The organism is Bradyrhizobium sp. DOA1 (assembly GCF_001593325.1).
GTDB lineage: Bacteria > Pseudomonadota > Alphaproteobacteria > Rhizobiales > Xanthobacteraceae > Bradyrhizobium.
Genome location: NZ_JXJM01000001.1, coordinates 1,639,043 through 1,664,830 on the forward strand (window position 1 = coordinate 1,639,043; position 25,788 = coordinate 1,664,830).

Sequence of the window (25,788 nt, forward strand, 5' to 3'; positions counted from 1 at the left end):
CGAAGCTGTCGGGAATGCTTTTTGCCGGAAACGACCCCGTGGGGCCTAGGCCCCCGACCCAGAGAGATGAGATGAGCAAACTCGTTATCCGCGCCGGCGATTTCACCTTTGATGCCCGTTTCGAGGAGCAGCTGGCCCCCAAGACCGTCGCCGCGTTCCGCAAGGCGCTGCCGTTCGAAAGCCACATCATCCACGTGCGCTGGAGCGGCGAGGGGGTGTGGATGCCGCTCGGCGATCTCGATTTCGGCGTCGACTACGAGAACCACACGAGCTATCCCGCGCCCGGCCAGATCATCCTTTATCCCGGCGGCATCAGCGAGACCGAGATCCTGCTCGCCTATGGCGGCGTGCACTTCGCGAGCAAGATGGGTCAGCTTGCCGGCAACCATTTCATCACGCTGACCTCCGGCCTGGAGAATTTGGCGACGCTCGGCAAGAGCGTGCTGTGGAAGGGCGCCCTGCCGATCCGCTTCGAGGAAGTCTGAGTGACCGACGCAAGCTATCCGCGCGATCTCCGCGGCTACGGCCGCAACCCGCCGCATCCGCAATGGCCCGGAACTGCGCGGATCGCGGTGCAGTTCGTCGTCAATTTCGAAGAGGGCGGCGAGAACAACATCCTGCACGGCGACCGTGCCTCGGAAGCCTTCCTATCCGACGTGCTCGGCGCGCAGCCCTGGCCGGGTCAGCGCCACGCCAATATCGAATCCATGTTTGAATATGGTTCGCGCGCCGGATTCTGGCGGCTCTGGCGCATGTTCACCGCGCGCAACTGGCCGACCACCGTTTTCGGCGTCGCCACCGCGCTGAAGCGCAACCCCGAGATCGTCGCGGCGATGAAGGAAGCGGGCTGGGATATCGCCAGCCACAGCCTGAAATGGATCGAGCACAAGGACATGACCGAGGCGCAGGAGCGCGCCGAGATCGCCGAGTCCATCCGCGTCCATACCGAGGCAACCGGTTCGCGGCCGCTCGGCTGGTACACCGGCCGCTCCTCGATCAATACCAACCGTCTGCTGACGGAAGAGGGCAACTTCCTCTATCTCTGCGACTCCTATGCCGACGATCTGCCCTACTGGGTCAAGGGTGCAAACGGCAAGCAGCTCATCATTCCCTACACGCTCGATGCCAACGACATGCGCTTCATCAACCCGCAAGGGTTTGCCGAAGGCGAGCAGTTCTTCACCTATGTGAAGGACGCGTTCGACGTGCTCTACGCCGAAGGCGAGACCGCGCCGAAGATGATGTCCGTAGGCCTGCACTGCCGCCTTGCCGGCCGGCCTGGACGCGCGGCCGGCTTGATCCGCTTCCTGGACTATATCGGCAAGCACGAGCGCGTCTGGGTGCCCACGCGATTGCAGATCGCGCAGCATTGGCACGACAAGCATGCGCATCTCGCGGCCGATGCGTTCGAGATCGGATAAAGGTGATGTCGCAGATTTCCCTGGCCGATCTCAATGCCGCGAGCAACGCGGATTTCGTCGCCGCGCTCGCCAACGTCGTCGAATATTCGCCGTGGATCGCCGAGAAGCTTGCAGGCCAGCGGCCATTCGCCGGCATCAACCAGCTGCACGCTGCGCTGATGGCGGCGATCCAGAGTGCGGAGCCCGATGTGCAGCTGGCATTGATCCGGGCGCACCCCGATCTCGCCAACAAGACGCAGCGCGCCGCCGGCCTCACGGCGGACTCCACTGACGAGCAGAACAGCGCCGGGCTCGATAGGTTGTCGGACGCCGAATACGCCGCGTTCGAGCGCGTCAACAGCGCCTATCGTGAAAAATTCGGCTTCCCCTATATCGTCTGCGTGCGTCGGCACACCAGGGATTCCATCCTGCGCGACTTCGAGACACGGCTGCTCAACATCGCCAAGACCGAGACGCGCCGCGCGATCGAGGAGATCGGCCGCATCTCCGCGCTGCGGCTCGATCAGCTCGTCATTGCAGACGACAAGCTGAAGGTGCACGGCCGGCTGTCGACGCATGTGCTGGACAATCACGTCGGCAAGCCCGCGTCCGGTATTCCGGTTGAGCTTGTCGAGCTGTCCGCGCTCGGTCAGAGCCGCGTGGTCGCTCGCACCGTCACCAATGCAGACGGCCGCACCGATCAGCCGTTGATCAGGGGCCGTCCGCTGCCGATCGGCCGCTACGAGCTCCGCTTCAGCGTGGCCAAATATTACGCTGCGCGCAACGTGGCGCTGGCCGACCCGCCGTTTCTCGACCAGATCCCGCTGCACTTCGCGATCAGCGAGCCGGAGAGCCACTATCACGTGCCGCTGCTGGTCACGCCCTGGAGCTATTCGACTTATCGCGGCAGCTAGCTGCCGAACTTGTCGAGCAATGCCGGAAACAGCCGGTCCGGCTTGAAGGGCGGTGCAGTGAAGCGGATGCCGGTGGCGTCGGCGATGGCATTGCCGAGCGCGGCGGCGACCGGATTGTACGGACTCTCGCTCATCGACTTCGCGCCCAGCGGTCCGATCGTGTCGGTCGTCTCGGCGAAGAGAACCTCGGTACGGGGCACGTCGGCGAAGGAGGGCAGGTGATAGTCGCGGAACTTGGCATTGATGACCCGGCCGTCCGCGTCGATCGCCATCTCCTCGTAGAGCGCCGCACCAAGCGCCTGAGCGACACCACCTTCGACCTGCCCGCGGCATTGCATGGGATTGGCGACGATTCCTGCGTCTGCCGCCTGCACGCTCCGGAGAATCCTGAGCTCGCCGGTGCCCTTGTTCACGGCGACGCGGAAGCCCTGGACGTTGAAACCGACCGTACGCGGCGTGCCGTCGGAATGGCCGTGCGCTGCGAGCGGCTCGCCGCGTTCGCGCGCGAGCCTTGCCAGCTCGACGAAGGACATGCGTCGCACGCCGCTGACGACGGCCTCGGCTTCGAGCGTGCAACTGGCGACGTCGCAGAGCCAGGCGCTCGCGGCCGCGGCTTTCAGCTCGGTCGCGAGTTGCATGGCCGCCGCATGTGTCGCCTTGCCCGCGACGAACATGCCCGCGCTGCCATAGGCGCCGGTGTCGTGGCCGCCATGGGCGGTGTCGGACTGATGCAGACGGATCCTGTCGACGGTGGTCGCCAGCGTCGTCGCGGCGATCTGCCGGTGCACGGTGCTGGTGCCGTTGCCGAATTCGGACGGTGCCGACGGTGAGGTCGAAGCCGCCGTCGTCGTTGAGCGCGACCACGGCGTCGGCGAGATGGCCGGCCGGCGGCGCGGAATCGATCATGGTGAGGGCGACGCCGTCGCCGATCAGCCATTCCGGCGGCAAGTCCGGCTGCGGGCCCTCGGCTTGCATGGCGCGCTCGACGAGGTCGAGGCACTGGTCGAGTCCGTAGGAGCCATAGACGACGTCGTGAAACTCGGACGGCGGCGGCGACAGCATGGGATCGCCGGGCCTGACGATGTTGCGCCGGCGCATCTCGTAGGGGCTGATGCCGAGCTGGCTTGCCAGCTCGTCGATCGCAGCCTCCACGGCGATTAGCGTCTGCGGCAGGCCGTAGCCGCGAAACGCTCCCGCCGGAACCGTGTTGGTGTAGACCGCGGCGCCGTCGACCCGCTTGTTCGGACAGTTGTAGACACTGATGGACTCGGCCATCGCGTGGAACATCACCGGGCCGGCGTGATTGCCGTAAGCGCCGGTGTTGGAGAGCACGTCGAGCTGGAGCGCGGTGAGCTTGCCGTCGGCATCGGCGCCGGCCTTGATGTGGACACGCATCGGATGCCGCGTCGAGGTCGCGATGAACTGCTCCTCGCGGGTCAGCTCCAGCTTCACCGGCCGTCCGGTCTTGAGTGTTGCGAGCGCCAGGATGTCCTCGACGAACATCTCCTGCTTGCCGCCGAAGCCGCCGCCGACGCGCTCGCAGAACACGCGGACCTTGTCCATGGGAAGCTGGAAGATATCCGACAGCGCGCGCCGGGTCAGGAACGGCACCTGCGTCGAGGTGCGGACATTGAGCACGCCCGATTGATCGAGCCAGGCGAGGCCGCCATGGGTCTCCAGGGCTGCATGCTGCACACGGTGGCTGTGGAAGGTGCCCTCATAGGTGACGGCAGATGTGGCGAGCGCCGCTGCGACGTCGCCGAATTCGCCATGGGTCTCGGCGACGAGATTGCGCCGGGCGTCCGCGACGCGGTTCGCGGTGGTGCGGTCGGGATGAACGAGGGGCGCGCCGGGCGCCATCGCCTGCTCCGGATCGATCAGTGCCGGCAGGATCTCGTAGTCGACCTTAAGCCGCCGGCACGCCTCCTCGGCCGCGGCTTCGCTCTCGGCGACGATTGCGGCGACCTTCTGGCCGACGAAGCGGACGATGTCATCGAGAACGCGCGTGTCCTCGGGGTCCATCCAGTCCTTCTCGTGTCGCGCCGTCGAGATCAGGACCGATGGCGCATCTTCATGCGTCAGGATGGCGAGCACGCCGGCAACGCGAAGGGCGTCCGACTTGCCGATCGCGACGATCCTGGCGTGAGCATGGGGCGAGCGCAGCAGCTTGATGTGCAACAGATCTTCGATTGCGGTGTCGAAGGTGTAGCGGGCCTTGCCGCGCACGATGTCGGGACCCGCCGGCGCCGGCAGGCTGCGGCCGAAGGCGGCGCCTGCCTCGACGCTTCCCTCGATATTGGACTTGCCGAGGATTGCATCCTCGATCGAGCGATAACCGGTGCAGCGGCAGATGTTGCCCTTCAACGCGGTGCCGAGATCGGTGCGCTGCGCCTGGTTCAGCGAGGCGCAGGTCAGGATCATGCCGGCGGTGCAGAAGCCGCATTGAAAGCCTTGCGCGGCGAGGAAGGCCTGCTGCATTGGATGGATGCCGTGGTCGCCACCGAGACCTTCGATCGTGGTCACGTTGCGCCCCTCGGCCCGGAACGCCGGGATCAGGCAGCTATGCACCGGCTCGCCGTCGAGCAGCACGGTGCAGGCGCCGCAATCGCCGGCGTCGCAGCCCTTCTTCACCCCGAAATGGCCGAGCTCGCGCAGGAACGTGCGCAGGCACTGGCCGGCGCGCGGCGCTTGCGAAAACGCCTTGCCGTTGATCTCGAAGCTCATGACGGCGCTCCGGCAGCGAGCTCGCTGCGGATCTCCTCGGCGAGGCGCTGCGTCATGTGCTTGCGCCAGAGCGGTTTGCCGTGGATATCGGTGTGGTACAGGTCGTCGGTGATCTGCTGCGTGATCGCGTCGCGAAGCCCGCCGGCGTCCGGCGCTTTGCGAAAGGTCAGCTGGATCGGGCGTACCGTTGATGCCGTCACCGTCAGCGTCAGCGTGCCATCCGGATCGAGGCTGCCGATCAGCAGCGCTGCCGAGCGGCCAACGGGCGCCAGCGAGATCTGGCGAAAGGCGGTGCGGCGCCTCAATGCGGCAATCGGGATATCGATCTGCCGGATCAGGTCACCCGGCGTCAGGTGGTTGCGCTGGTTGCCGGCGACGAAGTCGACGACCGGAATCCTCTGCTCGCCGCCATCGGCCTTCCAGACGGTACAGACGCCGTCGAGCGCCGACGTCAGCGAGATCATCGGTCCCGCCGGCAGCGACATGCAGAGATTGCCGCCGACGGTCGCAGTCTTCCAGATCTTGAACGAAGCGAGAAAGGCCCGGCAGCACTGGCCGATCAGCGGCGCTGCAAGCCAGTCGGACGGGCAGGCGAGGCCATCGAGCTCTGCGATCGTGCACGTGGCGGCGATCGAGAGGTGGCTCTCGGTCATCGTCAGCGCCGGCCATTTCAGATCGGTCAGATCGATCAACCGTCTCAGATGGACCTGCGGTTCCGAGAACAGCCAGGTGCCGCCCGCGAGCCAAGCATCCCCTGCCGTCCAGGCAGGCAGTTGCGCGCGCGTTTGCGGATGGGCGACTGCTGTGATGGTATTCAAATCCATGGCTGCGCCAACGCTTCCGCCCGGTGAATCGTACGCACGAGTCTTGCAAGACCGGAGCCAAGTCGCAACAACAAGTCGCAGCAGGATGGTGTTAGGAGAAGCTGATTCATGAGCGACGCAAGGCCGATCTGGATCAGGGATCCCCTGGCCGTTCTCGCCGACGGCGCCGATCGCGGCGTCGTCGTGAGAGACGGCCGGATCGTCGAGCTCGTGCCGGCCGGCGGGACGCCGTTGGCCGCAGATGCCGCGGTGTTCGATGCAGGCGCCCATGTCGTGCTGCCGGGCCTCATCAACACCCATCATCACTTCTACCAGACGCTGACGCGGGCGTTGCCGGCGGCGATGGACCGCGAGCTGTTTCCCTGGCTTCAGGCGCTCTATCCGGTCTGGGCGAAGCTGACGCCGGAAGCGCTCGAGCTCGGCGTCACCGTGGCGATGTCCGAATTGCTGCTGTCGGGGTGCACGACGACGACCGATCACCACTACGTCTTCCCGGCGGGACTCGAGGAAGCCGTGGATATCGAAGTCGCCGTGGCCAGGCGGCTCGGCATGCGCGCGCTGCTGACGCGCGGCTCGATGAACCTGTCGCAGCGCAACGGCGGTCTGCCGCCGGACAGCGTGGTGCAGGACGAGGACACCATCCTGGCCGACAGCGCGTGTGTGGTGGCAAAGCATCACCAGCGCGGCGCGGATGCGATGGTGCAGATCGCGCTCGCGCCGTGCTCACCTTTCTCGGTGACGACGTCGCTAATGCGCGCGACGGCCGATCTCGCCGACAGGCTCGACGTGCGCCTGCATACCCATCTCGCCGAGACCGAGGACGAGAACGAGTTCTGCGAGCAGATGTATGGCTGCCGCCCGCTCGATTATCTCGAACAATGCGGCTGGCTCAATGCGCGGACCTGGCTCGCCCATGGTATATTTTTCAACGCCGACGAGATGAAGCGGCTCGGAAAGGCGAAGACAACCATCAGTCATTGTGCGTGCAGCAACCAGCTGCTGGCGTCCGGCTGCTGTCCGGTCTGTGAGATGGAGGAGGCCGGTGTTGGCATCGGGCTGGGCGTCGACGGCTCGGCGTCGAATGATAGTTCAAATCTGATGCAGGAGATCCGCGCTGCGTTCCTGCTGCAACGCGCGCGATATGGGGTGACCAAGGTCGGCCACAAGGACGCGCTGCGCTGGGCCACCAAGGGCTCGGCGGCCTGCGTCGGCCGGCCGGAGCTCGGCGAGATTGCCGTCGGCAAGGCTGCCGATCTCGCGCTGTTCAGGCTCGACGAGCTGCGCTTCTCAGGCCACGGCGATCCGCTGGCCGCCCTGGTGCTGTGCGGGGCGCACCGCGCCGACCGGGTGATGGTGGCAGGCAAATGGACTGTGATCGACGGCGCGATCCCGAGCCTCGATGTGGCAGATCTCATCCGCCGCCACAGCTCGGCGGCGCGGGCGATACAGGCCGGATAGTTCCAATCAAGATAGAAAGAGGGGGCGACCACAAGTGCCGGGTGCTTCTGGCCACCCCCTCCGAACCTCCTCCGGGAGGAGCAGGTGAGTTAGTCAATGCAAGAAGCGTGCTACTTGCCCGGCAGCTTGTCGTCGATGCCCTTCACGTAGAAATTCATGCCGAGGATCTGGCCGTCATCGAGGTGATCGCCGCCTTTGCATTCGACCGGCTTGCCATCCTGCCCAACGATCGGGCATTTGAACGGATGCAGCCTGCCGGCGATGATCGCGGCCTGGGCATCCTCGGCCATTTTTTTCACATCATCAGGCATGTTGGTATAGGGCGCCATCGCGAACATGTGGCTGTCGAGGCCGCCCCAGGTGTCCTCGGACTTCCAGGTGCCGGCGAGCTCGGCCTTGACGCGCTCGATGTAGTAAGGGCCCCAGGTGTCCAGGATCGAGGTGAGCTGGGTCTTGGGCCCGAACTTGATCATCTCGGAATCCTGGCCGAAGGCCAGCTTGCCGCGTTCGCTGGCGATCTGCATCGCCGCCGGCGAATCCGTGTGCTGCATGATGACGTCGGCCCCCTGATCGATGAGCGCCTTGGCGGCATCGGCCTCCTTGCCGGGGTCGAACCAGGTGTTGGCCCAGATGATCTTGACCTTGATGTTCGGATTGATGGTCTGCGCCGCCAGGATCGTCGCGTTGATGCCGGATACGACCTCCGGAATCGGGAACGAGCCGATATAGCCGAGCACGCCTGCCTTCGACATCTTGGCCGCGATCAGGCCTTGAATGTAGCGGCCCTGATACCATTTTGCCGAATAGGTCGACATGTTCGGGTTGCGCTTGTAGCCGGTGGCGTGCTCGAAATGCACGTTCGGATATTTCTTGGCGACCTTCAGCGTCGGGTCCATGTATCCGAAGGATGTCGTGAAGATCAGCTTGTTGCCGGCTCGGACCAGTTGCTCGATGGAGCGCTCGGCGTCGGGACCTTCGGACACGTTCTCGAGATAGGTGGTCTCGATTTTGTCGCCTAATTCCTTCACCAGCGCATGGCGTCCGAGATCGTGCTGATAAGTCCAGCCGAGATCACCGATCGGACCCAAATAGACGAAACCGACCTTCAGCTTGTCGGCGGCCGAGGCTGCGCCGACACTCGCGGCAAGCAAGAGCCCGGCAGCCAGTGCAAGAAGCGATTTCCTCATCGTCAATCTCCAAACATCAGGGGAAAGCCACGATCCGCAGCATGCGCGCCCCATCGCGCACGCCGTGGAATGAAATTCAGCGGTCAGGCACGAACACGGTGCCGAGCGCGGCCGGCGCGGTCGAGCCGCCGGTGCGCGCACGGGAGATAAGGACCAGCACGATGACGGTTGCGAGATAAGGCAGCGCCGACATGAACTGCGAGGGAATACCGGCGCCCCAGCCCTGCGCGTGCAATTGCAGGATCGTCACTGCGCCGAAGAGATAGGCGCCGACGACGAGGCGGCTCGGCCGCCAGGACGAGAACACCACCAGCGCCAGAGCGATCCAGCCGCGGCCCGCGGTCATGCCGGGGATGAAGAACGGTGTATAAGCGAGCGGCAGATAGGCGCCCGCAAGTCCCGCGCAGGCGCCGCCGAACATCACGGCGAAGGTGCGGATGCGCAGCACGGGATAGCCGAGTGCATGTGCGGAGACATGATTGTCACCGCAGGCGCGCAGGATCAGTCCCGCGCGCGTGCGGTACAGGAACCACCACACGCCGACGATGAGTGCGATGGAGAAATAGACGAAGCCGTCCTCGCCGAACAGCACCCGGCCGATCAAGGGAATGTCGGTGAGGCCGGGAATGGCCAGATGCGCGGCCGGCGTGATGCGCTCGCCGACGAAGCCGGCGCCGATCAGGCCGGAGAGCCCGATGCCGAGGATGGTCAGCGAGAGACCCGTTGCGACCTGATTGACGGCGAGACCGAGCGTCATCAGCGCGAAGACGAGCGACATCAGCATGCCCGCGACGATGCCGAACAGCGCCCCGATGAAGATGGATCCGGTTAGCCAGGCGCCGGCAAAGCCGCAGGCCGCGCCGACGATCATCATGCCCTCGACGCCGAGATTGAGCACACCAGAACGCTCGGTCACGAGCTCGCCGGTCGCCGCAATCAGCAGCGGCGTGGAGGCGGCAAGCACCGCGAGGATGATGGCCTCAACCAGCGCCACGTGGCACCTGTCGGTTCGAGAACACCAGCTTGAAGCGGTACAGGATGAGAGAATCGCAGGCGAGCACGTAGAACAGCAGAATGCCCTGAAACACCTTGGTGACGTCCAACGGAATCTTCATCGCGATCTGCGCCTGCTCGCCGCCGATAAAGGTCAGTGCGAGGAAGAGGCCTGCAATTAATATTCCAAGCGGGTTCAGCCGGCCGAGGAAGGCCACGATGATCGCGGTAAAGCCGTAGCCGGGCGAGATGCCCGGCTGGAGATGCCCGACGGGACCCGCGACCTCGATGATGCCTGCGAGGCCCGCCAGCGCGCCCGAGACCGCGAAGGTCAGGATGACGAGCTGATCGGCATTGAACCCGCCGAAGCGTGCGGCCCGCGGCGCAGCACCGACGACGCGGATCTCAAAACCCTTGATGGTGCGCCCGAGCAGGATCGCGGCTGCTGCGACGACGAGCAAGGAGATGATGGCGCCGAGATGCAGCCGGCCGCCCTCGATCAGCAGCGGTACGGTGGCCACCGGATCGAACTCCGCGGTGGTCGGGAAGTTGAAGCCGTGCGGATCGCGCCAGGGGCCGCGCACGAGATAGTCGAGCAGGAGATCGGCGACATAGACCAGCATCAGGCTGGTCAGGATCTCGCTGGCGCCGAACCTCACCTTGCAGATTGCAGGGATCAGCGCATAGAGCGCACCTGCAGCGGCTGCGAGCACGAGCATGACGGGGTGGACCCAGGTCCCGGCATCAGTGCCCTGCGTCTTCACCGCGATCCAGCTTCCTGCGACGGCGCCGATCAGGAATTGACCCTCGGCGCCGATATTCCAGGCGTTGGCGAGATAGCAGAGGGAGAGACCGATTGCGATCATCACCAGCGGTGTCGCCTTCACGGCGATCTCCTGGAGCGAATAGCCGTCGGTCAGGGGCGCGATGAAATAGGCATGCAAGGCGAACAACGGATTCTTGCCGAGGATCGCGAACAGGATGACCATGGTCGCAATCGTGAGGCCGATCGCGAACAGCGGAGAGATCAGCGCGATCGTGTTGGAGCGCTCCGCGCGCTTCTCAAGCACCAACTGCATGCGCGGCCTCCCTCGGCTCCAGGCTGCTGCCACCCATGAGAAGGCCGAGCTTCTCGCGGCTTGCGTCGCCCGCTGCGAGCGGTGCCGAGAGCCGGCCGTGGAACATCACGGCGATGCGGTCGGCGATCTCCGCGAGCTCGTCGAGATCCTGGCTGGTGACGAGCACCGCGGCGCCTGCGCTTGCGAGATCAAGCAGCGCCTGGCGGATGACGGCGGCGGCGCCGGCGTCGACGCCCCAGGTCGGCTGGCTCACCACCAGCACCGCGGGGTTGCGCAGGATCTCGCGTCCCATGATGAACTTCTGCAAGTTTCCGCCGGAGAGGGAGGCTGCTTCCGGATCGCGCCTGGCCTTGCGCACGTCGAATGTTTCGGTTGCGCGATCCACCGTCTTCAGGGTGGCCGCGGTATCGATGAAGCCGCGATGGACCATGCCGCTGGCCGCATGGCCGGTGAGCAGTGCGTTCTCCGACAGCCTCATGCGCGGCACGGTGCCGTGGCCGAGCCGCTCCTCGGGAACGAAGGCGGCGCCCAGCTTGCGTCGCTGCGTGATCGAGAGATGGCCTGCGGCAATGCCCACGATCACGATGGTGCCCGGATCCTGCGCCAGGCGCTCGCCGGAGAGCGCGGCGAACAATTCGTCCTGCCCATTGCCGGCCACGCCGGCGATGCCGAGGATCTCGCCGCCCTTCAGCTCGAACGAAATGTGTTCGAGCCATACGCCATGCGCCTCGGCGGGCGCCAGCGAGAGATCGTTGACGACGAGCCGCGGCACCGTGGTCTTGCGGCCGGATGCGGCCTTCACGTCCTTGATCTCGCTGCCGACCATCATGCGCGCGAGCGAGGCGGCGGTCTCGCGCCGGGGATTGCGGGTCTCGACCTTCCTGCCGCCGCGCAGGATCGTGGCGGTGTCACAGAGGCGCTTCACCTCCTCCAGCTTGTGGCTGATGTAGAGGATGGCGCGGCCTTCAGCCTTGAGGCGTTCCAGAACGATGAAAAGCTGGTCGGCTTCCTGCGGCGTCAGCACCGCGGTGGGCTCGTCCAGGATCAGGAATCTCGGATCCTGCATCAGCGCGCGGACGATCTCAATACGCTGGCGCTCGCCGACCGACAATTGCCAGACCTCGCGTTTGGGATCGAGCGGCAGCCCATAGGACTTCGACACCTGCTGCAGCCGTGCCGACATGTCCTTGAAGGACTCGTTGCCGTCCAGGCCGAGTGCGACGTTCTCGGCGACAGTCAGGTTGTCGAACAGCGAGAAATGCTGGAACACCATGCCGATGCCCAGGCTGCGTGCCTGCGACGGACCGGCCAGCCGGATTGGCTTGCCCTGCCAGCGAAGCTCGCCGACGCTGGGCTGGATCAATCCGTAGATCGCCTTGACCAGCGTCGACTTGCCGGCACCGTTCTCGCCGAGCAAGGCGTGGATCTCCTTCGGCCGGATCTCGATGTCGATGGAATCATTGGCGAGGAAATCACCATAGCGCTTGGTCAGCCCGATCGTCTGAAGCAGAGGGGGCTCGCTGGAATGCAGGCCGGAAGGCGTCTGATCTGACATTCGCTGATGCGCTTGCATGGATGAAATGCCTCAATAGTGGGCCAGTTTGAGCCGTCGCGTAAGATGTGAAAAGGCCTCATCCCTTGCTCAACGCGGCGGCAGTGCGGTGGTGCCGATGAGTCGAAGCTTCGGGTTTGGACGATGGTTGCCGCAAATCATGAGCAGCGGTAGCAATCGCGCCTGCGAGCGGCGCCTGTTGCAAATTTATGACGGTTTGAGCCATTCGGAACCCGTTGTGCTTCCACGCCTGCCGATGGCAGGCACGGCGCGCGGGCGCATTCGCCCCAGCTGGTAAGGTCGCCGGGTAATCACTTCGTCCATATGCCGTCATGCAGCGCTTCGGCCTCGTCCTCGAGCAACGGCCCTACAACTTCGGTCGGCCGCTGCCCGCTGGCAAAGACGTCGCGGCAGGGCAGGTCGAGTGTCGGGTTCTCCGGATGGTTGCCGGTGACGCCGCGCAGGCGATCCTCGCTGAGGCCGTAGACCACGCGGCCGATGCCAGCCCAGTAGATCGCGCCGGCGCACATCGCGCAGGGCTCGGCAGAGGAATAGAGCGTCGCCTTCGCCAGCACCTCGTGGTCGAACGTGCAGCAAGCCTGCGTCGCCGCGAGCCGCTCGGCATGCGCGGTGCCGTCGTGATCCGGCATGTAGCCGTTCTCGGTTTCGATCAGCACCTTGCCATCTGCATCGACGACGATGCAGCCGAACGGATGATTGCCATGGGTGAGGGAGCTGCGGGCGACCGCGAAGGACAGGCGCAGGAAGTGCTGGTCCTGCTCCGATGCACCGTCCATAGCTCCTCCGCGATCAGTGTCCCGCCATGTGCCGGCCGACCACGGTGAGATCGGCCTCGCTGGTCCGTGCTTCATACACGAATTTGCCGTGGAACATCACCACCAGCCGGTCGGAGAGTTCGAGCAATTCGTCGAGATCCTCGCTGACCAGCAGCACCGCCGCGCCGCGGTTGCGCGCGGCCATGATCTCGGCGTGGATCTGCGCGACCGCCGCGAAGTCGAGGCCGAAACAGGGATTGGCCGCGATCAGCACCTCGACGTCACCCGCGAGCTCGCGGGCCAGCACGGCGCGCTGGACGTTGCCGCCCGACAGCGCCGAGATCGGGGTATCAGGCGTGCGGGTCTTGATCTTGTACTGGGCGATCTTTGCCCTGGCATCGTCGCGGAAGGCGCCGCGATTGAGCCACCAGCCGCCACGGGCGAAGGGCGCGCGGTCGAATTCCCGAAAGGCGATGTTGTAGGCAACGCTCATGCCGCCGACGCAGGCGTTCTTCAAGGGCTCCTCGGGCAGCAGCGACATCTTGTGGCGCCGCATCTCCTCGCGGCGGGCGCCGTAGGGATCGCCGGCCACACGGACCTCGCCGCTTTCGGCCTCGCGCTGGCCGGCCAGCACCTCGACCAGCTGGCGCTGGCCGTTGCCGGAGACGCCGGCGATACCGACGATCTCGCCGGCGCGCACCGTGAGCGAAACGTCATGGACGGCGATGGCACCGGCATCATCGAACGCGTGGAGCTTTTGCAGTTCGAGCCTGGCTTGGCCGGGCTTGCCGGTGCGTGGCGGCTGCACCGTCAGCTCCTCGGCACCGATCATGATGCGTGCCATCGCATCCGGGGTGAGCTCGGCGACCTTGCCGCGCCCGGCGAGCTTGCCGCGGCGCAGAATGGTGACGTCGTCGGCGAAGGCCATGACCTCGCGGAACTTGTGCGTGATCATCAGGATCGTCAGTTCGCCTTTGACGACCATGTCGCGGAGCATGCCGAGCACCTCGTCGGCTTCCGCCGGAGTCAGCACCGAGGTCGGCTCATCCAGGATCAGGAAGCGGCGCTTCAGATAGAGCTGCTTGAGGATTTCGCACTTCTGCCGTTCGCCGGCGGAGATGTCGGAGACCTTCGCGCTCAGCGGCACCTTGAAGGGCATCCGTGCGAGGAACGCCTCGAGCTCCTTCATTTCCTTCGGCCAGTTCACCACCGCGGGCACGTCGTCGCGCGCCAGCACGAGGTTTTCGGCAACCGTCATTGCCGGCACCAGGGTGAAGTGCTGGTAGACCATGCCGAGGCCGAGCGCATGGGCGTCCTTGGGATTGGCGATCGCCTGCTCGCGGCCGCCCACCAGGACGTCGCCCTCGGTTGCGTGATAATATCCCATGATGCATTTGACGAGGGTCGACTTGCCGGCACCGTTCTCGCCGAGCAGCGCGTGGAACGAGCCCGGCCGCACCTTCAGCTCGACATTGTCGAGCGCCAGGAAATCGCCGAAGCGCATCGTCATGGCGATGGCGTCGACGCCGAAGGCGCCGGACGGCGGCGGTGTTTCGCCGATGATCACGAAATCGCTCCGATGACGGCGTCGGAGGTCGAGACCGCGCCGAACACGCCACCCTGCATCTTGATCATCTTGAGCGCGTGGTCGTGGTTGCTCTTGTCGGTCGCGCCGCAGCAATCGTGCAGCAGCACGCATTCGAAGCCGCGGTCGTTGGCCTCGCGCATGGTGGTGTGAACGCAGACGTCGGTGGTGATCCCGGTGAGGACGATGTTGTCGATGCCGCGCACCCGCAGGATCAGCTCGAGGTCAGTGGCGCAGAACGAACCCTTGCCGGGCTTGTCGATGATCGTCTCGCCCGGCAGCGGGGCAAGCTCGGGGATGATATCCCAGCCGGGCTCACCGCGCACCAGGATGCGGCCACAAGGGCCGGGATCGCCAATGCCGGCGCCGATCTGACGCGAACGCCAGCGCTTGTTGGCGGGAAGATCGGAGAGATCGGGGCGGTGGCCTTCGCGGGTGTGGATGATGTGGAAGCCCTGCTTGCGCATCGCGGCGAGCAGCTTCCTGATCGGCTCGATCGGCGCCCGCGTCAGCGAGAGGTCGTAGCCCATCTTGTCGACATAGCCGCCGACGCCGCAGAAATCGGTCTGCATGTCGATGATGACGAGCGCGGTGTTCTCGGGACGAAGATCGCCGTTATAGGGCCAGGCATAGGGCTCGGACTTGATGTAGCGCTCGGGCATGATGTTGCTCTCTAGCGTGTGATCGACAATTCCGCCGGGGCTCCGGTCAGCGTGCGTTTCGGCGAGCAGGTGATAATCATGATCGTCAGCGTCAGGATGTAGGGCGCGGCGTTGAAGAGGTGATAGCCGGAGGTGATGCCAACCGATTGCAGCGCCGGCCCCAGCGCCGCGGCGCCGCCGAAGGCGAGCGAGGCCCACAGGCACAGCAGAGGATCCCAGCGCGCGAAGATCACGAGCGCGACCGCGGTGATGCCCTGGCCCGAGGAGAGGCCCTCGTTCCAACTGCCGGGGTAGAACAGCGACAGGAACGAGCCGCCGATGCCGGCGAGGAAGCCGCCGACCATGGTGGCGCGGAGCCGGATCAGCAGCACCGAATGGCCCATCGCGCGTGCGGCATCCGCGCTCTCGCCGGCCGTGCGGATCAGGAGGCCCCAGCGCGTCGTGCGGAAGGCCCAGTAGAGAATCGGCGCGAGCGCGACGCCGATCAGGAACAGGACGTTGATGCGCAGTGCGGCGCGCACCTGCGGAACGTCGCTCCACCAGCCGAAATCGATCGCGGGCAGGCGCGCCGCGGTGGGTTCGATCAGCGGCTTGCCGAGATAGAATGCAAGGCCGGTGCCGAACAGCATCAAGGCGATGCCGACCGCGACGTCGTTGACGCGCGGCAGCGAGCAAATGCCGGCGTGCAGCGCGCCCAGAAGCGCACCGGTGATGCCGGCGGCGAGCACGCCTAGCCACGGTGATCCCGAGAGATACGAGATGCCGTAGGCGCTCATCGCGCCCATCACCAGCGTGCCTTCGAGGCCGAGATTGATGCGGCCGGAACGCTCGGTGATGCATTCTCCCAGGCTGACGAACAGGAATGGCGTCGAGACGCGAATGGCACCGCCGAGTACGGCGAGCGGGACAGTCCAGAGTCCGATCGATCCGTCTGCCATCAGGATTTTCCCTTCAGGAAACCGATGCGGCCGTAGAGCGCGTCGCTGGCCAGCACGAAGACGAAGATGATGCCCTGGAGCACCAGCACGGAAGCATCGGGCAGCCCCAGGCGGCGTTGCAGCAGGCCGCCGCTGGCGCTGATGCCGCCGAGCAGGATCGCGACGGGAACGATCGCAAGCGGATTCTGCCGGGCGAGGAAGGCGACGAGGATGCCGGTGAAGCCGTAACCCGCCGCGAGATTGGCGTTGGTGCGTCCCTGTACGGCGGCAACTTCGATCATGCCGGCAAGGCCGGCGGCGCCGCCCGCCAGGAAGCAAATGGTCAGGATCAGCTTGTTGACGCCGAGGCCGACGATCTTCGCGGCGCGGATGTTGCCGCCGGCGACGCGCGCGGCGAAGCCGAACACGGTGTGATAGATCAGGACATAGGCGGCGATGGCGGCGACCAGCCCGAACACCAGGCCCCAATGCACGTCGGTGCCGGGAATGGTGCCGATCATGTTGGCGGCGCCGATCTCGCGCGTCGACGGCTTGTTGAGGCTGGCGGGATCGCGCATCGCGCCTTCGACGAGATGATTGAGGATCGCGAGCGCGATGTAGACGAGCAGCAGGCTCGAAATCGTTTCGTTGACGCCGCGATACTGTCGCAGGCCGCCCGATAGCATGATCCATAAGCCGCCACCGGCCACGCCGGCGCAGACCATGGCGATCTGCACGACGAGCGGCGGCATGCCCTGAAGCGCGAGCGCCGCGCTGGTCGCCGACAGCGCGCCGATCAGCAGCGCGCCTTCGCCGCCGATGATGACCATGCCGAGTTGCGCGGGCAGCGCGGTGCAGAGTGCTGTCAGGATCAGGGGAGCAGCACGCGTGAGCGTGTTCTGCCAGGAGAACCAGGTGCCGAACGCGCCGTAATACATGTAGAAGTAGAGATCGAGCGGATTCTTGCCGGACATCGCGACGAAGATGCCGAAGACCACGAGCGCGCCGACGAGCGCCGCGCCCGGGATGAGGATGTACTCGATCGTTGCGCCGTGGCGCTGGAGAAAGCCGGGATCGGCGGCCGGGGCAATCGTCCCGGTCGCACCAGGGGAATCCGCAGCTTCGCTCGTCACGAAGTCGCTCCGAGCACGCCTTCGACGAGGTAGTCCATCTTTTCCAGCTCGGGATCCTTCTGGCCTCGATCGGTGCCGGCGGGGATCACCGTCTTGCCCTTGTTGTCGACCAGCCCGCCCTTGAAGATGGCGTAGCCTTCGGCCGAGAGGAATTTGGCCTTGACCTCGTCGGCGTGCTTGCGCGCTTCGGCGGAAACAGCTTCACCATATGGCGAGGTCTTGACGATCTCCTCCTTGAGGCCGCCGCGGTAGAAGTTCGGAATGCTCTCGCCGCCGGCGATCATCTTCACGAATTTCGGATAGAGCGCTTCCCAATTCCACTCCGCGCCCGTGAGATAGGCCTTCGGCGCGAGCGGCGACTGGTTGGTGTGGTAGCCGCAGACGAAGGCGCCGCGGCGCGCGGCGTTCTCGACCATGGTCTTGGGACCGTCGACATGGCAGGTGAGCACGTCGACGCCCTGGTCGATCAGGCTGTTGGTGGCCTCGGCCTCCTTGACCGGCATCGACCAGTCACCCGTGAAGATGACCTGCGTCGTGGCCTTGGGATTGGCGAGCCTGGCGCCGAGGGTGAAGGCGTTGATGTTGCGCAGCACCTGCGGGATCGGCTTTGCCGCAACGAAGCCGAGCTTGCCGCTCTTCGAGGTATAGCCGGCGACGATGCCGGAGATGTATTGAGCTTCGTCGATGTAGCCGAAATAGCTGCCGGCGTTCTTCGGATCCTTGTCGCTCCAGAGGCCTCCGCAGTGCTCGAAGCGCAGCTTCGGGTATTTGGCGGCCATCTTGGTCACATGCGGATTGTAGTAGCCGAACGAGGTCGGGAAGAGCAGGGTGGCGCCGTCGAGATTGATCATGGACTCGATCGTCTTCTCGACCGCGTCGGTCTCCGGGACCTTCTCTTCCTCGACGACCTTGAGCCCGGGAATCTTTTTCAGGGCGGCGGCGCCCTGCGCATGGGCCTGGTTGTAGCCGTAGTCGTCGCGCGAGCCGACATAGATGAAGCCGATGGTCGTCTCGGCCGCGAAGGCCGGGCGGATGCCGGCGGCAGCGCCGAGGGTCAGGGCCGCACCGCCTTGCAACACATGACGTCGTGAAATCCTGCCAAAATCCATTGCTTGCTCCCCTTGGGCGGATGCCCGCCTTGATCTCGCGGCTACCGCCGGTCTGGCGGAGCCTAGGGGGAAGTGTCGCAAGCTTCGTGCCACAGGCCGCGGAGAGCGGCTCGAATTTAAGTCATTGATAACATTTGGATTTGAACAGTTGCTCGAATCCTCATCAGGAAGCTGGCGGATTAATTTATGGGCAGTAATTCCCAATTGTATGCAATGGAGTTGAGCACTTTTAACTGTTTCGCGTGTGTGCACGCGGGTTGGGACTGTCGGCCGCTCGCCCTCATTCATGCTAACGACGCGTGGATCGAAACGGCGCCGGATGCGATCTTCGCCGGCACTGAACTTGTACCTACTGTCATCGGGACCGCCGTTGTCCCGCGAGATGGGAAGCCCGCCGAGATGGATGCTGGTAACGCCGCTCAGACGACATCGCTCGGCGAACAGATCGTGAGCCGCATCGACGAGCTCAGCGCGATCTCGGAGGAGGCGGGCAAGCTCACCCGCGTCTATCTCAGTAAGGAGCTGCGCGAGGCTGCGGACCTCATTCTGCGCTGGATGCGCGAGGCCGGCATGAGTGCGCGTCTGGATGCGATCGGCAATGTCTGCGGCCGCTATGAAGGCGAGCGGCCAGGTGCGCCCTGCCTGATGCTCGGCTCGCATTACGACACTGTGCGCGATGCCGGCAAATGGGACGGGCCGCTCGGCGTGATCACGGCGATCGCCTGCGTCGCGGACCTCAACCGCCGCGGCAAGCGCTTGCCGTTCGCGATCGAGGTCGTCGGCTTTGCCGATGAAGAAGGGGTGCGTTTCGCCTCGACGCTTCTCGGCAGCCGTGCGGTGGCCGGCGCATTTGACGAGAGCGTTCTGAACACGCGCGACCGCGACGGCGTGTCGATGCGTGATGCGCTCATTGCGTTCGGTCTTGACCCCGATCATATCGGTGCGGCTGCGCGGTCGCGGCGCGAGCTGCTCGCCTATCTCGAGCTGCACATCGAGCAGGGGCCGGTGCTGGAAGCGCAGAACCTGCCGGTCGGCGTGGTCACCGCGATCGCCGGCGCGACGCGGCTTGCCGCGCGGCTGACCGGCATGGCCGGGCATGCCGGCACGGTGCCGATGTCACTTCGCCACGACGCGCTCACCGGTGCTGCCGAGTGCATCGGCGCGATCGAACAATTTTGTCGGACCGACGCGAACGGACTGGTCGGCACCGTCGGATACATCCACGCCACGCCAGGCGCGACCAACGTCATTCCGGGCGAGGTGTCGTTCACCATCGATATGCGCGCGCCGACCGACATGCATCGCAAGCGCGCGGTCACGGAAATCGTCCGTCAGATCGAGGCGATCGCCGGGCGCCGGGAACTGAAACTCCAGCTTGATGTCACCCACGAAAATCGCACCGCGCCTTGCGCCCCCTGGCTGAAGGAACAGATCGCGCAGGCGATCGTCGCGGAAGGCTTCGCTGCATTCGAGCTGCCGAGCGGGGCCGGGCACGATGGCATGGCGATGATCGACGTCGCCGATGTCGGCATGATCTTCGTCCGCTGCCGCGGCGGTATCAGCCATCATCCCGATGAGCATGTCGAGCTCGCCGATGCCGATGCGGGCGCGCGGGTGCTGCTGCGGGTGGTCGAGAATTTCAAGTCGCGGGAAACCGGCGCTGGCTCGAACTGACACCCTGGAATCCGCTTGTCATCGGGGCGAGACACGAATCAGTCACACTTGTGACGGTGACCGGCGATCGCCGGGGATCACGATCAGGCGTACATGAACAGCGATATTTCCTTGCCGTCACATCGCGGAAACCGGTTTTATCAGGGCGTGACTGCGACCTTCGTCGCCAACGCGCTTCAGGCGGTCAATTTCCTCGGCGATCGATTCCTGAGAAGGTCGCCTCATTCGCTGTCGGCTATCGCGGATCTCTACCGGCACTCGATGGATAGCGCCTTCTCGGTGACAGAGGCATTCCTCGTCACCGGCGCGCCCCACGCCTCGGCCTATTATCCGCGCGACTTCGCCTGGTTCTATCCCGACGTGCTCGATCCCGAGACCATCATGGACTCGCAGGACGCGGTGCGGCGCGTGCGGCTGCTCGAGAAGAGCGTGCGCCTGCTGCTGGAGGCGGTCCGTGCCAACGTCGTCACCACGACCATCGTGCCGGCGGGGCGCGGCCGGTATCTCGGCGTGAACTATTTCTCGCGGCCTTCGGACACGCTGCTCGGCATCCTCGCCGGTCTCCGGCAGATGATCTCTGCTGAGGAGCGGGCGTCGTCCTATCTGGCAATGTCGCAATGCGCGCACGCCGGTCGCCTGCTGCTGGCCGAATACGGCGATGACCTGAAGCGCGCGATCCTCCAGCTCGCGAGCGAGCTGGAGCCGTTCGACGACGGCGGCACCAGATATCTGCTGTGCGACCCTCGTGGCCCTCGCTCTGCGGCAACGGACACCCGGGCCGAGCGCCGGCGTTTCGTCACCAATGCCTGCGTCTACACGACGTTCGTCTGGGGCGTGCAGCTCGGTATCATCGGGGAGATCGAGCTGAAGCGGCTGCTCGGGCGCGAACTCGCGCAATACAAGCGGGACCTGCTCCGCCTGTTCGGCAAGAACGGCTACATAAGGCATTCCCTGGATGGTCGGGCGGGCACGCCAGCGTCCTCGGTTGCGCTGGACTTCGTCGGCGTGCATCGCGGCTTATGGGATATGAGCGATGTCAGCGAACGGGCGCTGTTTGCGGCGACCACGAATCTGGTCATCGCCGAACCGCGGTTTCGGATCCCGAGCACGTTCCATTTCCTGGTATCGGCGGATAATCCGCGGACCAAGATGATCCACAAGATCGCTGCGCCCGCCTACCAGGGGCGCTCCTCCTGGCCGACGTTCAACGTCGAGTTCGCGGATCGCATGCTGGACTACGACGAAGCCTCGGGGAGCGACACCTACCGCGCTTGCGCTCAAAGCATATTGAAGGACATTCGCACCGCGACCGAGGTGCACGGCGGATATCAGGAATTGATCTCCGAACAGGGCCTGAAATACCGCACCTGGGCGTACAAGGGCGCAGTGGCGCACTCCTGGTTTCCGCGCTTCCTGTCCGTCTGGAGGAGGGCGTATGGAGCGCCGCTACTTCGATGGAATGACTGACAGCCGACGAGGCTTGTCCCGACCAGAGAGGATCTATTCCGCTGCCTTCGCCGTCTTGCCGAACATCCGCGTCGGGGCCGGGAAGCCGCAGGAGGTGCCGTCGGTGACCTTGATCTGGTCTTCCCATGGCAGGCGATAAGTGCCCGCGACCATGTCCTGCATGAAGGTATAGGGGCAGTCCATTGCGCCGCCCTTCACCGCGACATAGCCGCGATGCCAGAGCTGGTAGATGTTGTTCTCCACGCCCCAATTGATGCGGGCCTCGCGCACGAGATCGGGTCTTACCTCGGCCGTGATGATCTCATCGGCGCGGCCGGTCGTGCCGTGCGCCAGCACGCGGCCGTCGAAATTGACGATCATGCCTTCGCCCATGGAATCGAACGAGCCGTCCGAGCCGCACATGCAGACGTTGGCGGTGACCATCAGGTTCTGGAACGAATTGGCCTGATTGGTAAAGCGCCAGGTTTCGCGAATCGGTGCGGTGTAGCCCGCGGTGCGGATCATGATCTCCGCGCCCTTGTAGGCGCATTCCCGCGCCATCTCCGGGAACATGCCATCATGGCAGATGATCAGCGCGATCTTCGCGCCTCGCGGCCCTTCGATCACGGGGATGCCGATGTCTCCGGGCTCCCACGGCTCGACCGGGATCCAGGGATGAAGCTTCCGGTAGTAGAGCTTGATCTCGCCGTGCTCGTCGATGATCAGGCCGGAATTATAGGGATTGCCCTGCGGGTTGAACTCCATGATGGAGAAGCAGCCCCAAATCCGATTGTCGATGCAGGCCTTCTTGAAGGCCGCGACCTCGGGCCCATCGAGCCGGCACATGATCTCGGGATTGGTATCCATCGAGAGGCCGTGCAGCGAATATTCGGGGAATACCACCAGATCCATGGTGGAAAGATTGCGGCGGGCCTTGCCGACCATCCAGACGATGCGCTCGGTCTGCCTTGCCAGATCGGCAGGGGTCACGACGTTCGGCAGTTGCAGCTGCACGAGCCCGATGACGACGCCCTCGGGCGATTTGTTCAATCCACCAAGCCCGTTCATGACCAGCTCCCTTGCCGCATCCTGCGTGTCGTATTCTTACGGAAAGCAAATCCGATTTCGGCAGAGAGCAAAAGATGATTTTTCAGGCGATCGTGCCGACGCGCTACGCAGGGGCGGATTCGTCACGCCACGAGATCGAGCAACCGGCTTGAGCCGCGCACGAGCGCTCTGCGTCCGGTCGGTGTCATCTCCGGCAAGCCGTCATTGACGACGACGAGGCCGAGCGTGACGAGGCTTTCGATGAGGTGGGTCTTCGAGGGGCGACCGTTCGATGCCGGATTGCGAAGTTTACGCAGTGCTTCCCATTGATCCGGCGAAAGATCGAAGTCGACGTCGTTGCTCATGTTGCCTCAAACGATTATTACCGTTCGCGCGCCTCTGTTAGCGACGCTGCGTGAACACCGTGCGACGACAATGAGTCGGGAATTCGGTCGGCTGTTTAGAACTCCTCTTCACAATTTGCCGCACTTCATTGCGCCACAAGAGTTAAGATCGCTCGACTGCAATACCGTCCAGACCTCGATCACATATTGATGATTTAGGCATGTCTCGCGATGCGGATTGTTGCGCTGCACGGAAAGTGCTGTTGTCCCATTCTGCGTCGCAATATGCACAGAAATGATGAGACGGAGCATTCGGAAGTCTGTAGGTTTACTCGCGGCAATGGCTTCACAGGCAGGAGTGGAGTGCATGAACAGGCTGGTGGAAATTCGCAGTCAGGAATTCCTGTGCCGCGAGCGCGCAGCGCGCGATTTTGAGCGGCGGGTCTTCTGGCTCGCGCAAGCCCAGGAATGGGAGCAGCGCGCGCTCGACGAGATTGCTTATCACTTTCGGGAGTGCAATCTCGCCCAGGCCGAGTTGACCGCCAGCTGACTTCAGGGCCGGGCGTGATTGCCGATCACTGATAGGTGGCCACGATATCGGACACTGCGCGCTCGAGCTGCTGCGCGGTGGCACATTGGCGTACGACGCTGCAGAAGGTCGCGTAGCGCGGCATCTCGGAATCGCCAAAGCCCCAGGCGAGCCGTCCTTCGGGATTGAGCCAGACCAGCCGCTTCGAACGCTCGGAGATGCGGCGCAGGATGTCGGCGCGGGGGTCTAGATTGTTGCTGCGGGCGTCGCCGAGCACGATCACCGTCGTCTGCGGCGTCAGCGTGCTCATGAACTCCTTCTCGAAATCGACGAGCGAGGAGCCATAGTCGGAGGAGCCGAAGCCTACCTTGGACATGATCTCGGCCATCGCTTCTTCCGGGGAATTCTTCTCCAGGATCTCGCTGACCTCGATCAGATGCGAGGAGAAGGCGAACGAGCGGACGTCGTCGACCACCTCGTGGAGCGAGTGGATCAGCAGCAGGAAGAAGTCGGCGACCTGGGCGACCGAGCCGGAGACGTCGCAAAGCGCGACGATCCTGGGCCGGTCGCGATGCTTGCGCTTCCACGCGGTGAGGAACGGAACGCCGCCCCAGGCTGCGTTGCGGCGGAGCGTCCGGCGAACGTCGAGGTGGCCACGGCGCTGGCGCTTGCGGGGCTTTGAGTAGCGCTCGCGCAGCCGCCGAGCGATCTGGCGGATCAGGGCGCGCATCTCGGCGACCTGACGGCGCTCGATGCGCGCCAGCGGCGCGTTGCGCAAGATGTCGTTGCGGAGGTTCTCGGCCTGCTCCCGAGCGTAGAGGGCAAGTCCCTGGGAGACCGTGTCACGCACGGCTTCGCGCAGGGCATCGAGCGCGGCGCGCAGACGCTCGGCCAGCGACGGGTTGGTCGCGGTTAACTCCTCGAGATCATCCCGCAGGCGCTGAAGGCCCATGGCGTCGAGGATGCGGCTAGAGAAGATGCCGCGCTGGGTGGAGTAGCGGATATCGGAGAGCGAGGCAGCGCCCGAGGCACTGGCAATCGCTGCTGCGATCGCATTGCGATCCTGCGACAGCAGCATCTGCGCCAGCGGGCCCAATTCCTGGGAAGGCTGACCGTCGCCGGCATCGTTTGTCGCGCCGGCGGAGGACTGTTCTCCGTCTCGTGAGGCCTCGTCCGAAGGGGCGTCGTTCTCCGTTTCGGGCTGATCCTGCCGCGGTTCCGGCTGGCTGAAGAAGAGATCGAAACAGTCGCCGAGTGCGAGCTTCTCGTCCTGCGACTTGGCGAGCGTCAGCAGCAGCGCATCGCGCAGGATGGCGCGGTCGGAGAAGCCGACCTGCTTGACCGCGCGCATCGCATCGATGCTCTCGGCGGGCGAGACGTGAACGCCGGCGCCGCGCGCCGCCCGAAAGAAACGATGTAGATTCTCGCGCATCGGCGTCAACCGAAGACGTTGGACCGTGCCGCCTTGGCAATGAAGCTCGTGACCTGCGGCGATGCTGCCTCGATATCGGCTTCGTACTTCAGGAGTACGTTGAGCGTGTCCTTGACGATGTCGGTGTCGAGCTCGGTGGCCTGAAGCAGCACGAGCACGCGCGCCCAATCGATGGTCTCGCTGACCGAGGGCAGCTTCTTCAGGTCGAGCGAGCGAACCTCGTGGATGAAGCCGACCATCTGCCGGCGCAGTGTCTGCGAGATGCCGGGCACGCGGCTCTCGACGATGCGTTCCTCCAGCCTCTGCTCGGGAAAGCCGATGTGGAGATGCAGGCAGCGCCGCTTCAAGGCGTCGCCGAGATCGCGCTCGCTGTTGGAGGTGAGGATGACGGTCGGCGGCGTGATCGCCGAGACGGTGCCGAGTTCGGGGATCGTGACCTGGAAATCGGACAGGATTTCCAAGAGCAGCGATTCGAATTCCGCATCCGACTTGTCGATCTCGTCAATCAGGAGCACGCAGCCGCCCGGCTGCTCCAGCGCCTGGAGCAGAGGGCGGGGCTCGACGAATTCCTTGGAGAAGAACACGTCGCCGAAATCATGCAGCTGGTCGAGCGCGGCGTGCAGCGTCTGCGCGCCGCCGAGCACTTCACCGAGCTTGTCCTTCAGGATCTGCGTATAGAGAAGCTGCTTGGCGTATCTCCACTCATACAGCGCCTTGGCCTCGTCGAGACCCTCGTAGCATTGCAGACGGATCATCTTCATGCCGCGCCAGGCGGCGATCGCCTTGGCGAGCTCGGTCTTGCCGACGCCGGCGGGGCCCTCGACCAGGATCGGCTTCTCGATCTGTTGCGACAGGTAGACGGCGGTCGCGATCTGCCGGCTCGCGATATAGCCTTGCGCGGCGAGGCCGCTCTCCACTGCCTCGATCGACGTCGAGGCCTTCTGATCAGCCACGAAATGGCGCTCCCAAAGGTCTTGCTTGAGGCTTGTTCTGCCTGCGTTCT

Annotated in this window: 22 protein-coding genes and 1 pseudogene; 7 read left to right on the top strand and 16 right to left on the bottom strand. The window is 64.8% G+C overall.

Annotation, left to right across the window (positions count from 1 at the left end; genetic code table 11):
• Positions 1 to 71 precede the first annotated feature (71 nt).
• The 3 genes from SE91_RS07625 to uraD are packed head-to-tail and all read left to right on the top strand — an operon-like array spanning position 72 to position 2,314.
• The gene (locus tag SE91_RS07625) at positions 72 to 485 is read left to right on the top strand and encodes a DUF3830 family protein (protein ID WP_061847135.1); all 414 of its coding nucleotides are present in this window, start codon (positions 72 to 74) and stop codon (positions 483 to 485) included.
• Positions 486 to 1,421, top strand: a complete 936-nt coding sequence (gene puuE, locus SE91_RS07630; RefSeq protein WP_061847136.1) for an allantoinase PuuE — start codon at positions 486 to 488, stop codon at positions 1,419 to 1,421.
• Positions 1,422 to 1,426: 5 nt separating this feature from the next.
• Positions 1,427 to 2,314: a 2-oxo-4-hydroxy-4-carboxy-5-ureidoimidazoline decarboxylase gene (gene uraD / locus SE91_RS07635; RefSeq protein ID WP_061847137.1), complete on the top strand. Its 888-nt coding sequence runs from the start codon at positions 1,427 to 1,429 to the stop codon at positions 2,312 to 2,314.
• Here the strand turns inward: uraD and SE91_RS07640 are convergent.
• Positions 2,311 to 5,038: pseudogene (locus SE91_RS07640) on the bottom strand (molybdopterin-dependent oxidoreductase). The gene uraD and the pseudogene SE91_RS07640 sit on opposite strands and share 4 nt — an antisense overlap.
• Entirely contained in the window at positions 5,035 to 5,862 is an 828-nt protein-coding gene (locus SE91_RS07645; protein WP_061847138.1) for an FAD binding domain-containing protein, read from the bottom strand. The pseudogene SE91_RS07640 and the gene SE91_RS07645 overlap by 4 nt, the downstream one beginning before the upstream one ends.
• Positions 5,863 to 5,970: 108 nt before the next feature.
• On the opposite strand from SE91_RS07645, the gene SE91_RS07650 reads away from it, so the two are divergent.
• The gene (locus tag SE91_RS07650) at positions 5,971 to 7,320 is read left to right on the top strand and encodes an 8-oxoguanine deaminase (RefSeq protein ID WP_061847139.1); all 1,350 of its coding nucleotides are present in this window, start codon (positions 5,971 to 5,973) and stop codon (positions 7,318 to 7,320) included.
• 110 nt (positions 7,321 to 7,430) lie between these two features.
• Here the strand turns inward: SE91_RS07650 and SE91_RS07655 are convergent, their stop codons facing one another.
• From SE91_RS07655 to SE91_RS07700, 10 genes are all read right to left on the bottom strand, one after another.
• A complete protein-coding gene (locus SE91_RS07655) occupies positions 7,431 to 8,507 on the bottom strand; it encodes a BMP family ABC transporter substrate-binding protein (RefSeq protein ID WP_061847140.1) in 1,077 nt (358 codons plus the stop codon).
• A 76-nt stretch (positions 8,508 to 8,583) separates the two neighbouring features.
• The gene (locus tag SE91_RS07660) at positions 8,584 to 9,501 is read right to left on the bottom strand and encodes an ABC transporter permease (protein ID WP_061847141.1); all 918 of its coding nucleotides are present in this window, start codon (positions 9,499 to 9,501) and stop codon (positions 8,584 to 8,586) included.
• Complete coding sequence (locus tag SE91_RS07665) at positions 9,488 to 10,579, bottom strand: ABC transporter permease (protein WP_061847142.1); 1,092 nt, start codon at positions 10,577 to 10,579, stop codon at positions 9,488 to 9,490. Before SE91_RS07665 ends, SE91_RS07660 begins: the two co-directional genes overlap by 14 nt.
• Positions 10,563 to 12,134 (bottom strand): ABC transporter ATP-binding protein, encoded by a 1,572-nt coding sequence (locus SE91_RS07670; RefSeq protein ID WP_061847143.1) that lies wholly within the window; start codon positions 12,132 to 12,134, stop codon positions 10,563 to 10,565. The genes SE91_RS07665 and SE91_RS07670 overlap by 17 nt, the downstream gene beginning before the upstream one ends.
• A gap of 308 nt (positions 12,135 to 12,442) precedes the next feature.
• On the bottom strand, positions 12,443 to 12,928 hold the full coding sequence (locus SE91_RS07675) for a nucleoside deaminase (protein ID WP_061847144.1): 486 nt from the start codon (positions 12,926 to 12,928) through the stop codon (positions 12,443 to 12,445).
• A gap of 13 nt (positions 12,929 to 12,941) precedes the next feature.
• Complete coding sequence (locus tag SE91_RS07680) at positions 12,942 to 14,474, bottom strand: ABC transporter ATP-binding protein (protein ID WP_082813685.1); 1,533 nt, start codon at positions 14,472 to 14,474, stop codon at positions 12,942 to 12,944.
• Positions 14,471 to 15,154, bottom strand: coding sequence for a biuret amidohydrolase (gene biuH / locus SE91_RS07685; RefSeq protein ID WP_061847145.1), 684 nt, complete (start codon positions 15,152 to 15,154; stop codon positions 14,471 to 14,473). Before biuH ends, SE91_RS07680 begins: the two co-directional genes overlap by 4 nt.
• Positions 15,155 to 15,165: 11 nt before the next feature.
• The gene (locus SE91_RS07690; RefSeq protein ID WP_061847146.1) at positions 15,166 to 16,092 is read right to left on the bottom strand and encodes an ABC transporter permease; all 927 of its coding nucleotides are present in this window, start codon (positions 16,090 to 16,092) and stop codon (positions 15,166 to 15,168) included.
• On the bottom strand, positions 16,092 to 17,204 hold the full coding sequence (locus tag SE91_RS07695) for an ABC transporter permease (protein WP_061847147.1): 1,113 nt from the start codon (positions 17,202 to 17,204) through the stop codon (positions 16,092 to 16,094). The genes SE91_RS07690 and SE91_RS07695 overlap by 1 nt, the downstream gene beginning before the upstream one ends.
• Positions 17,201 to 18,313 (bottom strand): BMP family ABC transporter substrate-binding protein, encoded by a 1,113-nt coding sequence (locus tag SE91_RS07700; protein ID WP_061847148.1) that lies wholly within the window; start codon positions 18,311 to 18,313, stop codon positions 17,201 to 17,203. Before SE91_RS07700 ends, SE91_RS07695 begins: the two co-directional genes overlap by 4 nt.
• Before the next feature lie 399 nt (positions 18,314 to 18,712).
• Between SE91_RS07700 and SE91_RS07705 the strand changes: the two genes are divergently transcribed.
• Together SE91_RS07705 and SE91_RS07710 are read left to right on the top strand one after the other, a co-directional pair.
• The gene (locus SE91_RS07705) at positions 18,713 to 19,987 is read left to right on the top strand and encodes an allantoate amidohydrolase (RefSeq protein WP_061847149.1); all 1,275 of its coding nucleotides are present in this window, start codon (positions 18,713 to 18,715) and stop codon (positions 19,985 to 19,987) included.
• A 93-nt stretch (positions 19,988 to 20,080) separates the two neighbouring features.
• On the top strand, positions 20,081 to 21,454 hold the full coding sequence (locus SE91_RS07710) for a hypothetical protein (protein WP_061847150.1): 1,374 nt from the start codon (positions 20,081 to 20,083) through the stop codon (positions 21,452 to 21,454).
• A gap of 33 nt (positions 21,455 to 21,487) precedes the next feature.
• Here SE91_RS07710 and SE91_RS07715 read toward each other — a convergent pair whose 3' ends face one another.
• Both SE91_RS07715 and SE91_RS07720 read right to left on the bottom strand, forming a co-directional pair.
• Complete coding sequence (locus SE91_RS07715; protein ID WP_061847151.1) at positions 21,488 to 22,501, bottom strand: formamidase; 1,014 nt, start codon at positions 22,499 to 22,501, stop codon at positions 21,488 to 21,490.
• Positions 22,502 to 22,623: 122 nt separating this feature from the next.
• A complete protein-coding gene (locus SE91_RS07720; protein ID WP_061847152.1) occupies positions 22,624 to 22,845 on the bottom strand; it encodes a hypothetical protein in 222 nt (73 codons plus the stop codon).
• A 346-nt stretch (positions 22,846 to 23,191) separates the two neighbouring features.
• Here SE91_RS07720 and SE91_RS07725 point away from each other — a divergent pair, with 346 nt between their 5' ends.
• The gene (locus SE91_RS07725; RefSeq protein ID WP_060736656.1) at positions 23,192 to 23,374 is read left to right on the top strand and encodes a hypothetical protein; all 183 of its coding nucleotides are present in this window, start codon (positions 23,192 to 23,194) and stop codon (positions 23,372 to 23,374) included.
• A gap of 25 nt (positions 23,375 to 23,399) precedes the next feature.
• Here SE91_RS07725 and SE91_RS07730 read toward each other — a convergent pair whose 3' ends face one another.
• Complete coding sequence (locus tag SE91_RS07730) at positions 23,400 to 24,785, bottom strand: vWA domain-containing protein (RefSeq protein ID WP_061851035.1); 1,386 nt, start codon at positions 24,783 to 24,785, stop codon at positions 23,400 to 23,402.
• A 5-nt stretch (positions 24,786 to 24,790) separates the two neighbouring features.
• Positions 24,791 to 25,738 (bottom strand): AAA family ATPase, encoded by a 948-nt coding sequence (locus tag SE91_RS07735; protein ID WP_061847153.1) that lies wholly within the window; start codon positions 25,736 to 25,738, stop codon positions 24,791 to 24,793.
• Between the last annotated feature and the right edge of the window lie 50 nt (positions 25,739 to 25,788).

Excerpts from the sequence above, each read along its gene's own strand:
- SE91_RS07675 (WP_061847144.1), bottom strand. The coding sequence starts at position 12,928 with ATGGACGGTGCATCGGAGCAGGACCAGCACTTCCTGCGCCTGTCCTTC.
- SE91_RS07665 (WP_061847142.1), bottom strand. The coding sequence starts at position 10,579 with ATGCAGTTGGTGCTTGAGAAGCGCGCGGAGCGCTCCAACACGATCGCG.
- uraD (WP_061847137.1), top strand. The coding sequence starts at position 1,427 with ATGTCGCAGATTTCCCTGGCCGATCTCAATGCCGCGAGCAACGCGGAT.
- SE91_RS07670 (WP_061847143.1), bottom strand. The coding sequence starts at position 12,134 with ATGTCAGATCAGACGCCTTCCGGCCTGCATTCCAGCGAGCCCCCTCTG.
- SE91_RS07650 (WP_061847139.1), top strand. The coding sequence starts at position 5,971 with ATGAGCGACGCAAGGCCGATCTGGATCAGGGATCCCCTGGCCGTTCTC.
- SE91_RS07710 (WP_061847150.1), top strand. The coding sequence starts at position 20,081 with ATGAACAGCGATATTTCCTTGCCGTCACATCGCGGAAACCGGTTTTAT.
- SE91_RS07645 (WP_061847138.1), bottom strand. The coding sequence starts at position 5,862 with ATGGATTTGAATACCATCACAGCAGTCGCCCATCCGCAAACGCGCGCG.
- SE91_RS07730 (WP_061851035.1), bottom strand. The coding sequence starts at position 24,785 with ATGCGCGAGAATCTACATCGTTTCTTTCGGGCGGCGCGCGGCGCCGGC.
- SE91_RS07700 (WP_061847148.1), bottom strand. The coding sequence starts at position 18,313 with ATGGATTTTGGCAGGATTTCACGACGTCATGTGTTGCAAGGCGGTGCG.
- SE91_RS07725 (WP_060736656.1), top strand. The coding sequence starts at position 23,192 with ATGAACAGGCTGGTGGAAATTCGCAGTCAGGAATTCCTGTGCCGCGAG.
- SE91_RS07705 (WP_061847149.1), top strand. The coding sequence starts at position 18,713 with ATGGATGCTGGTAACGCCGCTCAGACGACATCGCTCGGCGAACAGATC.
- SE91_RS07720 (WP_061847152.1), bottom strand. The coding sequence starts at position 22,845 with ATGAGCAACGACGTCGACTTCGATCTTTCGCCGGATCAATGGGAAGCA.
- SE91_RS07655 (WP_061847140.1), bottom strand. The coding sequence starts at position 8,507 with ATGAGGAAATCGCTTCTTGCACTGGCTGCCGGGCTCTTGCTTGCCGCG.
- biuH (WP_061847145.1), bottom strand. The coding sequence starts at position 15,154 with ATGCCCGAGCGCTACATCAAGTCCGAGCCCTATGCCTGGCCCTATAAC.
- SE91_RS07715 (WP_061847151.1), bottom strand. The coding sequence starts at position 22,501 with ATGAACGGGCTTGGTGGATTGAACAAATCGCCCGAGGGCGTCGTCATC.
- SE91_RS07625 (WP_061847135.1), top strand. The coding sequence starts at position 72 with ATGAGCAAACTCGTTATCCGCGCCGGCGATTTCACCTTTGATGCCCGT.
- SE91_RS07690 (WP_061847146.1), bottom strand. The coding sequence starts at position 16,092 with ATGGCAGACGGATCGATCGGACTCTGGACTGTCCCGCTCGCCGTACTC.